This is a genomic window from Stieleria magnilauensis (genome assembly GCA_007753675.1).
GTDB classification, from domain to species: Bacteria; Planctomycetota; Planctomycetia; order Pirellulales; family Pirellulaceae; genus Stieleria; species Stieleria magnilauensis.
This window is the reverse complement of sequence record CP036432.1, coordinates 2,593,738-2,609,387: the sequence shown is the minus strand read 5'-3', so window position 1 is coordinate 2,609,387 and position 15,650 is coordinate 2,593,738. Positions and strand designations below refer to the sequence as shown.

Below are 15,650 nucleotides of genomic sequence, written 5' to 3'. Positions count from 1 at the left end.
CGCCCCGTGACCTATTCCATCCAAATCGAGAACCTTTCCAAGCGATATCGCCTGGGGCTGACCCATGCCGGAAGCATCCGTGACTTGGCGAATCGGTTGGCAAGGCGATTGATCGGCAGGGGCGAGACCAAAATCGCTCCCCTGTCTCACGACCCGGATCGGGTCGACGGCGAACACTTTTGGGCGCTTCGCAACATCCAATTCACGGTCAACCAAGGAGAAGTCGTCGGCATCATTGGCAAAAATGGAGCTGGCAAGAGCACGCTGCTCAAGCTTCTGAGCCGAATCACGTTCCCCACGGCGGGCCGAATCGAAATGGTCGGCCGCGTCGCAAGTCTGTTGGAAGTGGGAACGGGTTTCCATCCCGAACTGACCGGCCGTGAAAACGTGTTCCTCAACGGGACGATCTTAGGCATGACCCGGCAAGAAATCAGTCGCCAATTGGATGCGATCGTCGATTTCGCAGGGGTTGGTAAATTCCTGGACACACCGGTCAAACGATACAGTAGTGGAATGACGGTTCGGTTGGGATTTGCGGTAGCCGCGCATCTGGACCCCGAAATCTTGATCGTGGATGAAGTTCTCGCGGTCGGCGATATCGAATTTCAAAATCGCTGTATCGGAAAGATGAAGAGTGTGGCCGAATCCGGAAAGACGGTGCTGTTTGTGAGTCACAATCTGGCATCCATCAAGACATTGACCACGCGGACCATTGTCTTGTCTGGGGGCAAGATGATTTTTGATGGGCCCACCGCTGAAGGAGTCACTCGCTATGTCGCCGAAAACATGATCGCCGACACGGGGCAACAGTCGATCGCCGACGCGAAACGGACGCTGACCGGATTGGATCAGAATCTGCAAATGACGGACCTCGGCCTTCGTGGGCTCGATGGCCATGGCACGCTTCCCGCGGACGGCAGATTTCAGGTCTCGGTCACCGTTCGTGCGAATAGCGACTGTGGTGAGTTTCTGGTCGGCATGACCGTCTATTCACAAGATAAAACACCAATCGGAAGCACGTTTTCGGATCCGCTTTCCCCTCCCCAGTGCGGCCAGTCACGGACGTACGAACTCGTCGCGACGTTCCCACTCGCTCCAGGTCGCTACCATTGCGGAATTTCTCTCACCAGCTTGCGCTCTGCCGGACGGGAATTGCATGATTCTCTCGATGATGTGATTCCCTTCGAGGTCTCGGCGACATCGATCGTTGATGATCTTCGAACAGGTCAGTGGAGCGCGGCCTGGGGATACTATCGACTCAACGGTCTCAAAGAGACCGTCCATTCGTGAATGCGTTCTGTCCTGGAGCGACCGAAACTGTGACCGCGGAAGAGATCCATCGGGGACGGTGCAGAACGACTTGCCCCTATTGCCACTCCGATGGCGGGGAGGATTTAGGGCCAGCTTGTGAGCTTGCTGAATTGGCCGACGCAGCCACTCCGTCGATCATTCGCGTGATTGCTGAGACTCTACGTGACAGCAGACTCGTCAGGTGCGGTCGGTGTTCACTGCAGTTTCGCGACCCTCAACTTGCTCGAGAGGACCTGGAACGTCTCTACCAAAATTTGCCGGCTACTATTTGGCAGTACGATGCCGCGTCAGTCGGTTCCTGGGTGACTGCCAAAAAGCAGCTGTTGCCGCGGTATTCGATCCATGATCCGGTATCCGTCTTGGACGTCGGGGCGTTTGACGGAGCTTTCCTGAATCAATTGCCAGATGCATGGAAAAAATTCGCAATTGAACCGTCGCCGAAAGGGCGGGAAATGCTTCGATCATCACAGATTGAATTGATTGCTGAGTATGTCGAAGACCTCTCATTGATCACCCATGGCGATCGGTTTGACATTGTCACCCTGTTTGACGTGTTTGAGCACCTGCCCGATCCCTCCTCGACGCTCAAGACGCTGGCCGGGCTGGTCAAGCCGTCGGGACGACTGGTGATCTCGACGTGCAATGCGGACCATTGGTCATGGCGACTCTTGCGGGGCCAGCATTGGTACCTTCACTCCATTCAGCACCTTTGTTTTGCCACGACCGAATTCTTTCGCGCGTGGGGTGAACAACATGGGCTGCTCGTCGAGTCGCTCGTCAACCATCCCCACCAAATTGCTGGCGATGCACAACGTGTAAAGCACAGTTTGGAAGTCCTGCACTCCTGGGCGATGGACAACGGCAGAACGTATCTGGCCCGCGTCATCCAGACGATTCCGGGGTTCCGTCATCTGGCGCACAAACGAGGTGTCGTTTTTGCCAACACCCTATCCGACCATCAACTCGCCATGTTTCAACGTCCGGCATCGTCCGCGCCATGAAAAGTCTAATCAAGAAAATGTTCGACACCGTCGGCATGGAAGTGCGTCTGAAACGCAATGTTGCCGAGGCGCAAAGGCGTCAGAAACGCGAGGCGGTTGTCCGACAATGGGCGTTGCTCCATCGTTATCGGCCCAATGCAATCCTGGACATCGGTGCCAACGAGGGGCAAAGTGCAATTCTGTTGCGAGAATTATTCCCTCAGGTGGCGATCTACAGCTTCGAACCTCTCGCCGACTGTTACGAAAAGGTCGCCGATTTCTTACGCAACAATGGCCCCGGAAAAGCGTTTCACTGTGCCCTCGGCGACTCCAACGGCAGGACCGCGATCCACCGAAGTCAATTCTCGCCCAGCTCTTCATTGCTGCCGATGAACACGCTTCACCAACAGGAGTTTCCCAAAACGGCCGAATCATGGACGGAGGAAGTCGCCGTGGAGCGACTCGATGAAATCGCGGTGTCGTTGGATTTGATGGAACCCTTGGTCATCAAAGTAGATGTCCAAGGATTCGAAGAACCCGTCATTCGAGGCGGTGCCGAAACATTCCGCCGGGCGTCCGCCATTGTCATCGAATTGACATCCTATCCGCTCTACGAATTTCAATCCACCTTTGAGACCGTACAGGATCAACTGCAAACATTGGGCTTTGTTTTTCGAGGCGTGATCGATCAAATGCACAGCCCCAACGATGGCCGAATTCTTCAATTCGATGCCCTCTTCGAAAACAACGTGACGGCTTCCAGTGACTGATCGCACCGAATCGAAACGGATCGCAATCATTACGGCGTCCCCACCGGGAGAGAACGGTGTGGGACAGGTTTACCTCCGTGACTTGGTCGAAACCATTTCCGACCAGCAACTTCATGTGTATGCGTTATTAAAAGAGGACTGCGGGTGGCGAGAGGGAGACAGACAATCTGTTGAGGGGTACACCCTGCTCGAGCGACGCTATGAGTATCCCTACGGTGTCGGACCGGGACGATTGAATGGCTTGGTTGCTACCGCTGCGTTTGAATTGATGACCGTTCGGCATGCGAGACGATTAGGCAACACGATAGCCGATAGCATTTTGTCGACCGGTTTCGACGCGGTGCTAGTGGTCTTGGAATCGCCGTTGTTGATGTTCATCGGGCGACGGCTCTGCAAGGTGTTGAACTGTCCCGTACACATTCTCGTTTGGGACCACCCCAATCATGTTTGCACCGCGTTCGGTCATGAAGGATTTCGGAAACGGCGTCTTCTCGCTGCGTTTTCGTCGGTGCTCTCACAAGCGGCATCCGCACTAACGGTCTCAAAGACTCTTCGAAATTGGATGGCTAAGTCGAATTCAGATCTCCCGATACGGTTGTTCCGCAGTCCCGCCCGCCCTCGGCAAACGGATTCGACGGTTGAGCGTGACGCCGAAAAACAAGCCTTCGTTCTCGGCTTCGCCGGCAGCGTGACGGCTCCGGACGAATTAGAGGTTCTGCAGCGATCCCTCGATCACCTGAAATGGAAGATCGATGACCGTCCGATTGTACTGAGGCTTTACGGGAAACGGTTTACGCTGAGTGCATCCGACACTCGAAACGTACAGTATCGCGGCTTTTTGCCGACTCAGGCCGATGTTGTCACGGAACTGGCCGAATGTGATGTATGCTTCTTGCCGCAGCCATTTGCGCCCTCTGGACGTCTGGTTGCAGAATATTCGTTTCCCACAAAGGTGAGTTCGTATCTTTCAGCCGGCCGACCTCTGTTAGTCCTCGCACCACCACACGCTTCATTATCCACATATCAGTCCCAGTCCAAAGACCAGGGCGACCCAAGGTACAAGTTAGAAAATGAGTCACCATTTGGTTTTTGTTGTGAAACATCCGATCCCGTCGATTTGGCCGATCTGATTCGGCGAATGGTACGCGATCACGACTTCTATCAACGGGGTTGCGGACGTGCGAGTTCCTGTGCAAACGCCTCATTTCGCGGCGACGCAGGTGCCTCGAATGTTCGGGAGGCTCTGGGCATCGCAACAACCGCCACGCCGACATCAAGTCAACTCTGTTGAACATCATCCAAATCACCGGCAGTGATGTCGGCGGCGGTGCGGAAGCGGTCGTTCGTGAACACCATCACGAACTCTTGCGGAAAGGACACCAGGTTCAGCTGTTGGTCGGGCGGAAACTGGCGGACGACCCTTTGACGACGCAGATCCCGTTTCGGCGCGGCCCCAAAGGAGTATTGCGAACGGCGCGTTGGTTGCAACAGACCACCGGCCTGCAAAATCTCTACTCACCAGGCTTTCGAGACGTGGAAAGCTCGTTCGCATTTGAGCCCGATGCCATTCATCTCCATTCATTACACGGAGTAGATAGTTTCGCAGAACTGTCCGTCCTGAAACGATTGACCCAAACGTACCCATCGGTTATTTCACTGCATGACCTCTGGTTGATGACCGGACATTGTGGCCACCCACTGAGCTGCCCCCGGTGGAAAACGGGGTGTGGGAAGTGCCCCGACCTGACGCTTTATCCCTCCGTCTCGCGAGACGCAACACGTTTGAACTTTTGGCGTAAACAACGCCTCTTTCGCCAATTGACGATGCCCTTGATTGTCCCATCGACGTGGCTGAGGGACCAAGTTCGCCAAAGTCCGATATTGCGACACTTGCCGGTCCACGTCGTACCCAATCCGGTTGATACGAATACGTTTTTTCCCGATTCAGCGGATGATCTGAAGAGCCGCTACGAGATCGGGTCGGGGGACCGAACGATCATCTTGGTCGCGCAACATTTGAATAATCCATTTAAAGGAATCGAAGACGGAATTGCAGTCTTGAATCAAGTGAAGACGCCGAACATCAAAATCATCTTGGTCGGCGGCGCGGCGCAAGAGGCCTCACGATCGATCCAGCATCCTTGCGTCGTCTTGCCGTTTACTGAATCGAAAGCGGAACTTGCGGACTACTATCGTATGGCAGACGTGTTGCTGATGCCATCACGCGGCGAAACGTTTGGTTTGGTTGCCGCCGAGGCGATGGCGTGCGGAACTCCGGTGATCGCGTTTAACGTCGGCGGATTGACAGATGTGATCGGTGATCAAATTGGAGGAACGCTCGTAGCCGGGCGTGATCGGACTGCAATGGCTCAGGCAGTCGACGAGTTACTGACCAACGGTAAGATCCATCGACAAAAAGCACAAGCTGGTCGTGATCGATCAGCCGAGCTATTCTCGCTAGAACAACACACCAATAGTTGCGTGACGCTCTACGAACGAACAATTGAGAGACACATGGCTTCGGCCTGATTGGATCGATGCTTTTCAACAGCTTCGATTTCCTGCTGTTTTTCAGTACGGTCTTCGCGTTCCAACTGGTACTGCCGCATCGTCCGCGCAATCTGTTTCTGTTGGCGGCAAGCTATTTCTTTTACGCATGCTGGGACTGGCGATTCACAGGCTTGATGGCAGCGTCGACGATCATCGACTATGTTTGCAGCCTTGCGATCGCCAAAAGCGACGACCAGACTGTGAAACGTCAATTTCTGACGGTCAGCATCGTTGCCAACTTGTCGATCCTCGGCTTCTTCAAGTACGCCGGGTTCTTCGTCGATTCCTGGATCTCCCTCGCCGCCAGCGGAGGGGTCGAGTTGTCGCCGCGAACCTGGCAGATCATCCTGCCGGTCGGGATCAGCTTTTATACGTTCCAGACGATGAGCTACACCTGGGACGTGTATCGCGGAGAGATGCAACCGCTGCGACGATTGTCGGACTTTGCACTCTATGTCGCGTTCTTCCCGCAATTGGTTGCGGGGCCCATCGAGCGTGGCACGCAGCTTTCGCCACAAATCGCAGCGGGGCCGAGGACGAGTTGGGAAGGCGTCCAATCCGGCGTCTGGATGATCACCAAAGGTTTATTCAAGAAAGCGGTGATCGCCGACAATTTAGCGCCCCTGGTGGCGACGGCGTTCGATTCGGAATCACCACATTGTGCCCAGGTACTCATCGGCGTCTATGCATTTGCGTTTCAAATCTACGGAGACTTCTCCGGATACACCGACATCGCCCGCGGCGTCGGACGAATGATGGGTTACAAGCTTTCGCTGAATTTCCGGTTGCCCTACTTCGCGACCAGCCCCAGCGAGTTTTGGAAACGCTGGCATGTCAGTTTGTCATCGTTTCTGCGGGATTACCTCTACATCCCACTAGGCGGCAATCGTGGTGGCACCGTCAAGACCTATCGCAACTTACTCGTGACCATGCTGCTCGGCGGGCTTTGGCACGGCGCGGCATGGACGTTTGTCATCTGGGGCTTGTATCACGGGCTGTTGTTGATTGTGTACGAGCGTTTCGCACGCACGATGTCGCTGTCGGATGCGACTTTGCGTCGAACGTATTGGCTTCGCCTGAGCGTGATGTTTCACCTAACCTGCGTGGGGTGGTTGATCTTCCGTGCTGAATCGTTTGCACAATTGCGATCCATGGTTGCCGGTCTGGTGCAGTTTCAGTCACTATCGCTCGGCGATCTCCAGGGTGCCTGGAAATTGATGCTGTTGGCCGGTCCGTTGCTGATCATTCAAGCGGCCAAGGAATACACCAAGTGCCTGAACTTTGTGCCGAGCCTTTCGCCGTTACCACGACTGGCGATTTATGCCGGGTGTGTGGTCGCGATCCTCACATTCGGCTCGTTTGGCAAGCAAGCATTTATCTATTTTCAATTTTGAGTACTCCGGAAGAATTGCCGGATCCGATCGCCCGTCAAGTGGTCGGTGCATTTGAACGTCGGCTCGTTGGAGTCGCGTTGGTTACGTTGCCGTTGATAACCGGGATCGGATTCGTCATCGCGGGTCGATACTCGCACGTCCTCTTGTTTTTGCAATCGCCGGCGGACTGGTCCACGCTTTGGTCTCGTCCAATAGCCTACGCCGGTGGCGCGTTGGCCGCCTGTGCGATCGTGGCATGGTGGATATCGACAAAACTTTCAACCGAGCGTTATCGGCGCGTCAATGGTTTGAGAATGGTGCTCGCCGTGCTTTGCATGGTGTGGCTGCTCGATGCCATCGTGGATCATCCACGAGTTCGGTTCGCGCTCGAAGAATCCGTCAAGGCACGTGCACCCCAATTGGACTTCGTCCGCAATATCGCATTCAAACAACAATCGTTGCGGGAAGGGCGTACCGCAACGATCGAAGGTCAACCAAGAATCGTCATCCTCGGATCAAGTCAGATCAACTTGGGCATCGATACCGCCAAGCTACAGCAGACGACAGCAGCCGATGACGTGCTCGAAGTTTGCATGCCCGGCATGGTGCCGCTGCAATATCTGGCCCTCGCTGACCGAGTCGTCGGACAAACGCCGACGCATGTCGTATGTTGGCTCAGCGAGTTTGACTTCTTTCGCGAGTCCACGCTGCCGACCATCAGATTGAGATGGAGTATGGATCGAAACAACTTTGGAGATGTCGCGTCGACGCTTTCAACCCAGCAGCAATTCAGCCAACGCGCCGAATTGGCCGATCTCGCTATCGCTGGCATGTCAACGCTTTGGCAGCAGAGGAGTTTGATTCAGAAGGTCGGATTTCGATTTTGGTGGGCTTGGGATGCCGAAGGCGTGTCAGTCACCGCCGACGAGGTTGCGGTGGGGGCAGAACTGGTTGATCAACAACAGGGCTTGCAAAACGTTCGGCGCAACATTCAACGTACTTCCTTGGTGAACGCTAATTTCTCCGCGTTCGAACAATTTGCTCGGCAGATGATACGTCATGATGTGCGTTTGATCGTGATCGAAGGCGAGTCCCATCCTGAAACGATGGATGCGTATCCACCTGAATTTCGAACCGAAACCCGCGAACGCCTTGCACGCATGGCCAATTCCATCGGCTTCGAGTACCTCTCGGAAAACGATCGTCCGGCGTTCGACACTGACCAGTGGCGAGACGCGGTGCATTTGAATCAATCCGGTCGAGACCGACTGACCGCTTTTGTTTGCGACTTGATCCTACTGTCTCCACCCAGTGACTGGTCAACACGACATCCCAATTGAAAGGCGTCTGGTAAGCATGCTTCAAACCGTCATCACCACGATTCAACGTCCTACCGGTAGCGTTCTCAGATTGGCAAAATTCATTGCCGGTCAGCCCGCCGGTCTGGTCATTGCAGGCGACACCAAGGGACCTGACTCGTTTGACCTTTCGTCCGTCGCGGAATTCTCCCCAGACCAGCTTTCGTTTCTGACCATAGACGACCAACTGGCATCGGGATTCGCATTGGCCGAGCTCTTGCCCACCAAACATTATTGTCGAAAAAACATCGGCTATTTGCAGGCTGTCCGGCTTGGGGCTTCGTGCATCTATGAAACCGACGACGACAACGCTCCAATGGAACATTGGGTGGCTCGTGACGAATGGGTTGATGAATTGCGATTCGCGCAGTCAACGGGACAGTCCGCTGGCTCGCAGGGTCCCAGCTGGGTCAATGTTTACAAGTACTTTTCCAACGACTTGATTTGGCCGCGAGGATTGCCGCTCGACCAGATCCGCGAATCGTCGACGGCAACCGCGCTGCGGCCTCCGGCCCTCTCGAAATCGATCGATACACAAGGGAAACAGTGGGCGCCGATTCAGCAAGGATTGGCCAATGGTGCCCCGGATGTCGATGCAATATGGCGTTTGGTCTTAGACCGTGAATTTGACTTTGACCACGCGTCTAGCGTCATGCTTGCTCCGGGCCAATGGTGCCCCTTCAATACCCAGACCACTTGGTGGTGGCCGTCGGTGTACCCGCTGCTGTATGTCCCCAGTTATTGCCCCTTCCGCATGTGCGATATCTGGAAGAGCTTTGTCGCCCAACGCTGCCTGTGGGAGCTGGAAACCGGCGTGGTATTTCATGCTTCGGAGGTCATTCAGGAACGTAACCCGCATCATTTGATGTCAGACTTCAATGACGAGGTCCCCGGCTACCAACGCAACCAACAGATCGCCGAGGTGTTGGAACAGACGTCGCTGAAGCCCGGACTCGAATCTGTCGGTCGCAATCTACGCACCTGTTACACGACTCTCGTTCAGAATGACGTCTTTCCCGAAAAGGAACTGAGTTTGGTGGACGCTTGGTTGGACGATCTGGAAGCCACCATCGAGCAACAAACGAAAAATGATTAGCGCGTTCGCTGGTGGAGTTTAAAATCGATGTCAACATCCCCTCTCGTCACAATCGTGATCCCTTCGTTCAACCAGGGGGCTTATATCGGTCAGTGCATCGAATCGATTCTCTCGCAGGATCATCGTCCACTGGAAATTTGGGTGATCGATGGGGGATCGACCGACCAGACCATTTCGGTGTTGAAACAGTTTGACCGCTGTGATGAGGTTCACTGGGTTTCCGAACCGGATGAAGGTCCCGCCGACGCAGTCAACAAGGGATTGCAACGCGGCAAGGGCGAGATCCTGGCGATTCAAAGTAGCGATGACGCCTACGCCCCGGGTGCGATTTCAACCGCCGTCGCAGCCTTGAGGTCGGATCAGAAACTCGGGCTGGTCTACGGCGACATAAAAAAGGTCGATCAATTCGACAATGTGGTGTATCAGTCTTCGGAGATTCCCCACGGCAATCTGGATGATTTGCTCGCCAAACGCATGTGGATTCCGCAAGCCAGCGCCTTTTTCAGAGCGTCGGTCGTCGATCGGATCGGCTACTGGAACCCTGAACTGCCCTATACCCCCGATATCGATTACTGGATTCGCATCTGGTTCGAATTTGATGTCAAAAAAATGGACGGTCTGTTCGCAACGATTCGAATGCACGAAGATCAACGGGATCGACAAGCAGCAAAGATTGTCCGTGATTGGAATCGCATGATCGCGGCGTCACCCTCCATCCGATCGGCATCTTTTTCAACCCGCAGAGCGGCTTGGGCGGGTTGCCATCGCAACGCGTTGCAATATGGAAATGGGAACGATTGGTCGGTCAGCTACCACCTGCTGATGCAAAGCATTTACAGTCCGAGCAATGTTCCCAGACTGTTTGCCAATTGGAGGCAAGCGATCCCGGGATTCATCCCGTGCTACAAGTTGCTGAGCCGGATGCGCTCAAATGAAACCTAGGGAATCGCGATGACGTATTTTTTGATTGCGTTGGCATTGAGTGTCGGAGCCGGCGGCTGTCTACTGGCGTTTCGCGGATTCAGAAGAGTCAACCTGTTGCGCGAACATCACGAACAACTTTCACTGCGAGTCAAGCAGCTTGAATCGGATGTGATTCAGGCGAACAAACGGTTCTGCGTCGAAAAGGCAGAATCACTCCCTGGGCGGACGAGAGTGGCTTGTGTCAGCCAGCACGGTGAAGACGCCTGGCTGTGGGAGCAGTTCGGATTCAAACCCGAAGGCTTTTACGTCGAAGTCGGCGGCCATGATGGGCGAACGTTCAGCAATTCCTTCTTCTTTGAAACCGTCGGATGGAATGGCATTGTGATCGAAGCAAATCCGGCACTTGCGGAAAGCTGCCGACGATCGCGTCCAAATGCGACGGTGGTGCACGCGGCGGTGGTGGCAGACCCCGAACTGAAGGAAATTGAATTCATGATTCCGAGCGGAGCCCGCGGGGTTAGTCTGCTTGGATTCAGCAGTTTCGATCCTGCCCACGTGCGACGCATCCGCAACGAGGGTGGGGAAATCCAAAAAACATCGGTTCCGGCACGGACGCTGGACAGCGTTTTAGAGCAAAGTGGTCCCGAAACGATCGATTTCATCAGCATCGATATTGAAGGTGCGGAGATGGAATGCTTGCGTGGTCTTGATCTCCAGTACTGGAAACCCCGGTTCATCCTGATCGAAGACAACTCCGGTGGTGCAGACCCTACCGTGCCTGACTACATGCGGTCCAAGGGGTACGTATTGCTGCGGCGAATCGGCTGCAATCAGGTGTTTTCGATATTAAACGAAACCATGGCGGCACCGGTGTCCTAGCATCGTCGCAGGTGCACCCGCCCTCGCACTGGCACGCGTCACGACGTGCTGATTCAAGGACCAAGCCGGTCAGACATTGGCGGAAACATCCATTACACAGGTCGATCGAGTTGTCCCACCCATCCTCTCCCTACGCGTCTGTCAAAGAGCAAATCGGTTGTGCGTTGCACGAGTTGCTGCCCAGTTGCATTGCCGTGCGCGGAGGTAAAGGCCAATGGCGGAGCTTGTGCAATCGTCATGAGCGTCTTGAGATCCGCACGGATGCGACCGGCATCACGGGTGGCCGTTGTCGCTGGGAGCATTCGTCGGAGTTGACCGTCACCCGGGTGTTCCCGTGGATGGCGAATCGGATTTTCGATGCCGGTTTTTCGAACCTGCAATTCGAATGGCATGATTTACCCAGTCACGAGCGTCCCGCGGTCTCCGTTTTGCTGGCTGTCGGAGGTCACGATCGCCATCGATTGTTGGAGCCATGCTTGGCGTCGCTTCTAGGATCGGCAGTTCACGTCTCCGGTGGCGCGGAACTGGTGCTGGTCCAAGAACGCGGAACGGAAATCGACGTCGATTGGCCGGCGATTCGCAAGGTGTTGGTGGAACCCCAGCCCGCGTTCAACAAGAGCCTGATGCTCAATGCTGCTGCCAAGCTTGCTCGTGGGGAAGTCTTGGTGATCCACGATGCAGATCTGATTGTTTCGCCAACCTACCTAACGACCTGCCTGGACCGTTGCCGCCGGGCGGAATCGGCTCGTCCAGGCAGGCTCATCTTCTATCTCGATGAAGCGTCGACACAACGTTTTGTCGCCTGCGTCAATCGAACCGCGAAGCCGACGAAGCTTGCCGAAGCCGGAATCCGACCCCGGTCGTTGCGTTTCGACAGGGTCGTCCAGAATACACCCAACCCGATGGCGATCCGACGAAACACCTATTTCGAGCTGGGAGGTCATGACGAAGCGTTCCAAGGTTGGGGAGGCGAAGATTTGGAGTTTCTGTCGCGACTTCGAACCCGACCGATCGACGAGTTCGGGTCCGAGCCGCTGATCCATCTCTGGCATCCGCCGGCGAAAAAAAAACAGAGCGGCGACCGAAATCAGCAATTGCAAGATCAAAAGCTTTCCACCCCTGCGGAGACTAGAATCCAACGCTTGATCGAGCAACGTCATTCCCAACAAACGCCACAGCCGTGACCAACTGGTTGCCCACGGAACTCGCCAGTCGCCTCACACGGACCCCACGTTTTGACGTGGAGAACCATGTGCTGCTCGATTGCGATCTGGACGAATCCGCCCCCGTTTTCCATGTGGATTGCTATGGCCGATCGTTCTACCGTCGAGTGGAGGTCGCACACCGAGGTACGCGTTGGGTGTTTCACTATGATTCATCGCGACGCCTCGGCGTCTCCTTTCGCGCCGGCATGTTTTTCGACCGAGCCGCGGTGCCGGGGAGCCACCTATGGCGTGTTCCGAAAGCACGTCGCGCAGCGGTACTCGTCGAAACCCCCAATGAATACTTTTTTGACTACTTCCCCGAACTGGCGAGCAGTTTCTGCTGCGTGATGACACACCGCGACGACTTTGTCGGTCTCGGTCATCCCTTTACCCGACTCCATTACGGCACAAATTGGGTTCCGATCGGCGACCCCGAATTGCTTGTCCATGGGCACGGCAAAACGAAAGACCTTAGTTTTTTGGGCAGCATTCAACACGAGCCTGTGCACGGCTACGTGTTCCGAAAACAAGTGGCTGAGCGGCTGCAAGCCTTGGGAATCGAGTGTTTTGGTCGCGGACTCAAAACGTTGGCGAGTAAAACCGACGGACTCGACCCCTACCGGTTCAGTGTGGCGATGGAAAACACACGCTCTTCCGGTTACTTCACCGAAAAACTGATCGACTGTTTTCATCGTGGTACCGTCCCCGTCTATTGGGGAGATCCGGCGATCGCATCGGTCTTTGACCCGAGGGGAATGATTGTCTTTGAAAATCTCGACGGACTGGAAAGCATCTTGCCCACGTTAGGACCCGATCGTTACAAACTCATGTTGCCTTACGTTGTGGCGAACTTGGAGCGGGCAATCGCACTGGATTTGGCGGACACCGCCGGAATGTACCGACGGATCGCCGCACGGCTGGAGGTCGCCACACCCGAAGGACACTCCAGGACTCACGGTCAAGTAGGCCGACTCGCACGCGGAATTCGACACGCGGTCCTGGGACTTCGATCGCCGGGCAAAGGTCGATTTCTATGAACAACGTCATTCACATCTGCCCTCGGGCTGTGTTCGCAAACACCTACCACGGCAGCTACAAAGACACGATTTCACGGATACGGTTTTTAGAATCTGCGGACTGCTTCTACCATCAGGTGGTCATCGACGATGACGATGTGTCGCAGGTCCTGGATGCGGTTTCCAGCCTCAATACGGCAAACATACTGCTGGAGTATTCTCGGTATCCAAATGTCCTGAAGGGACTTCGGAAGCGTTTCCCGGCAGCGTTCATCGCGGTCCGATCGCATAACTTGGAGCCGCTACAGCACTTGGATAATTTGGGCTGGTTTCCCCAGCGAGGCCCGCTTTGGATGATTTACGGGATGGGTTGCTTGTTTCGCAACGACCTGACGGTCAAGCGGTATGCATCAGCGATCTGGTCGATCAGTGATTGGGAGAATCGAGTCTACTGGAATCGAATGCCGGGTCGGGCGGAGGTGGTTTGGCTGCCTTACCACTGTCCGGATCACCTGGTTAGTACCGACATGTCTGCCGCTCAATCCAGAACGATTGTGGCTTGTATGCCGACGTCTCAAAAAAATCGAAAAAGTTGGGAACTGGTCAGCAACTTTATTTCGTTCGCCCAGCGGATGCGAGAAAGCGGGTTTGATGACCTGGACTATGTCGTGACTGGCGCGGTCGAATCATGGGGGTTACCCGAGACTTCCGCAGTCCAGTTCTCTGGAATGATTGACGATCTGGCAGGTTTCCTTGGCCGGACCCGCGCGATCGCGATGCTTTCCGGTTTGGGATATGGGTTCAAGACGACGTTGGGGGACGCTGTGGCCAATGGCGCTTCGGTTCTGGTGCATCCACGACTGCACCGGCGATTGCCCGAGGACATGAAACGCCATGCGCTTGCATGTGACCCGACATCGACCTTCGACTGTGATTCGGTCTATCGCTGGATGCATGAACAGACGGGGGACACTGATTTAGTGAGCCGCTATCAAGACCGGTCGGTTGATTTACTGAACCGTCTACTGTCCGCTGATTCGAACGATTGATGAGAGTTCTCGTCAACGCATTGTCGGTCAACAATCAGAGCGGGCGACACGTTTTGATGGGGCACATGAACCGACTGCGGGACTGGACCGAGGGAACGCACGACTATGTGTTCCTCTTTCATGATGCCAATCGGGACATCGTTGTCGATTTACCCGGCTACCAGTGGGTCGAGTGCCCGGCATCGACATCCCGATGGAGCCGACGGGCGCTCTGGGAATACCGAAATTTGAACAAAATCGCTCGGCAGACCCACAGCGATTTTATCTTTACGCCGGCCGGTGTCTCGGTGCCAGGCATCAAGACGCCGCAAGTCGTGTTCTGTCAGAATCCCTGGTGTATGGTGCCCGAATTGCATCACGGTTTGAACGACAAATTCAAAGCGTGGTTGCAAAGGCGTGGCTATCGTCGCACGATGCGTGAATCGTCGTTGATGGTCTTTAATTCACAATACATGCACGATGCCTACCGCTTAAATGCGGGCGGCGATGCAAAGCGTGCGATGGTGGTTTATCAGGCCATTTCCGAAACAACCTGGGAAGCGGCCCGTCGATGGGGAAAAAGTCTGCTGGAAAAAAATCACATCGTCAGCGTCTCGGCGATGGCGCCCCACAAGGGTGCCGATGTTCTGGTGCGGGCCTTTCGGCTGGTGCGCGACACAATCGCCGATGCAAGGTTGACGTTTGCCGGTGGTTGGCCCGATCCATCGCATCGCCGGCAGATTGAAAACTTGGTGAAGGAACTGGGCCTAAGTGACGCGGTGACCTTTTGTGGTTGGATCAGCGATGAAGAACTTCAGCAACTGTACTCTCGAGCGCACGTGTTCAGCCTGCTCAGTCGTTGCGAATCGTTCGGAATTCCCGCGATTGAAGCGCAAAGCTTCGGGACGCCGGCGATCGGGACCGACACCTGCGCGATCCCGGAGATCGGTGGCGACGGTGGGGTGTACAGCCCCGTCGATGATGTCGAAGCGGCTGCGGCGAATTTGGTGAATGTTCTGACGAACGAGGATCTATGGAGTCGGTTGAGCGATCGTGCAAGTGAGAACGCACGCCGATTTTGCTGGACCGAGTGCAGTCGCCCGTTGTTGCAAATGTTCGATATCGTCAATCAGCACGCTGAAGCTTGATCGCCAAGGATG

General features: G+C 55.2%; 13 protein-coding genes. All 13 read left to right on the top strand.

Going from position 1 to position 15,650, the window contains the following annotated elements; genetic code table 11:
* The first annotated feature begins 6 nt into the window (after positions 1-6).
* The 13 genes from TBK1r_RS09300 (at position 7) to TBK1r_RS09240 (ending at position 15,638) form a co-directional block, all read left to right on the top strand.
* The gene (locus TBK1r_RS09300; RefSeq protein ID WP_145209243.1) at positions 7-1,290 is read left to right on the top strand and encodes an ABC transporter ATP-binding protein; all 1,284 of its coding nucleotides are present in this window, start codon (positions 7-9) and stop codon (positions 1,288-1,290) included.
* Positions 1,230-2,312: a class I SAM-dependent methyltransferase gene (locus TBK1r_RS09295; RefSeq protein ID WP_145209240.1), complete on the top strand. Its 1,083-nt coding sequence runs from the start codon at positions 1,230-1,232 to the stop codon at positions 2,310-2,312. The genes TBK1r_RS09300 and TBK1r_RS09295 overlap by 61 nt, the downstream gene beginning before the upstream one ends.
* Positions 2,309-3,061, top strand: a complete 753-nt coding sequence (locus TBK1r_RS09290; RefSeq protein ID WP_145209237.1) for an FkbM family methyltransferase — start codon at positions 2,309-2,311, stop codon at positions 3,059-3,061. Before TBK1r_RS09295 ends, TBK1r_RS09290 begins: the two co-directional genes overlap by 4 nt.
* 1,287 nt (positions 3,062-4,348) lie before the next feature.
* A complete protein-coding gene (locus tag TBK1r_RS09285) occupies positions 4,349-5,590 on the top strand; it encodes a glycosyltransferase (RefSeq protein ID WP_145209233.1) in 1,242 nt (413 codons plus the stop codon).
* Positions 5,591-5,598: 8 nt separating this feature from the next.
* Positions 5,599-7,005, top strand: a complete 1,407-nt coding sequence (locus TBK1r_RS09280; protein ID WP_145209230.1) for an MBOAT family O-acyltransferase — start codon at positions 5,599-5,601, stop codon at positions 7,003-7,005.
* Positions 7,002-8,324, top strand: coding sequence for a hypothetical protein (locus TBK1r_RS09275; protein ID WP_145209227.1), 1,323 nt, complete (start codon positions 7,002-7,004; stop codon positions 8,322-8,324). Before TBK1r_RS09280 ends, TBK1r_RS09275 begins: the two co-directional genes overlap by 4 nt.
* A gap of 16 nt (positions 8,325-8,340) precedes the next feature.
* The gene (locus TBK1r_RS09270; protein WP_145209225.1) at positions 8,341-9,438 is read left to right on the top strand and encodes an STELLO glycosyltransferase family protein; all 1,098 of its coding nucleotides are present in this window, start codon (positions 8,341-8,343) and stop codon (positions 9,436-9,438) included.
* Positions 9,439-9,465: 27 nt separating this feature from the next.
* Complete coding sequence (locus TBK1r_RS09265) at positions 9,466-10,380, top strand: glycosyltransferase family 2 protein (RefSeq protein WP_145209222.1); 915 nt, start codon at positions 9,466-9,468, stop codon at positions 10,378-10,380.
* Between the two features lie 9 nt (positions 10,381-10,389).
* Positions 10,390-11,241 carry an FkbM family methyltransferase gene (locus TBK1r_RS09260; protein ID WP_145209219.1) on the top strand — a complete coding sequence of 284 codons (852 nt, stop codon included), beginning with the start codon at positions 10,390-10,392 and terminating at the stop codon, positions 11,239-11,241.
* Positions 11,242-11,351: 110 nt separating this feature from the next.
* The gene (locus TBK1r_RS09255; RefSeq protein ID WP_145209216.1) at positions 11,352-12,425 is read left to right on the top strand and encodes a galactosyltransferase-related protein; all 1,074 of its coding nucleotides are present in this window, start codon (positions 11,352-11,354) and stop codon (positions 12,423-12,425) included.
* Positions 12,422-13,483 (top strand): glycosyltransferase family 10 domain-containing protein, encoded by a 1,062-nt coding sequence (locus tag TBK1r_RS09250; RefSeq protein ID WP_145209213.1) that lies wholly within the window; start codon positions 12,422-12,424, stop codon positions 13,481-13,483. The genes TBK1r_RS09255 and TBK1r_RS09250 overlap by 4 nt, the downstream gene beginning before the upstream one ends.
* Positions 13,480-14,511 carry a hypothetical protein gene (locus TBK1r_RS09245; RefSeq protein WP_145209210.1) on the top strand — a complete coding sequence of 344 codons (1,032 nt, stop codon included), beginning with the start codon at positions 13,480-13,482 and terminating at the stop codon, positions 14,509-14,511. The genes TBK1r_RS09250 and TBK1r_RS09245 overlap by 4 nt, the downstream gene beginning before the upstream one ends.
* A complete protein-coding gene (locus tag TBK1r_RS09240; RefSeq protein WP_145209208.1) occupies positions 14,511-15,638 on the top strand; it encodes a glycosyltransferase family 4 protein in 1,128 nt (375 codons plus the stop codon). Before TBK1r_RS09245 ends, TBK1r_RS09240 begins: the two co-directional genes overlap by 1 nt.
* Positions 15,639-15,650 lie beyond the last annotated feature (12 nt).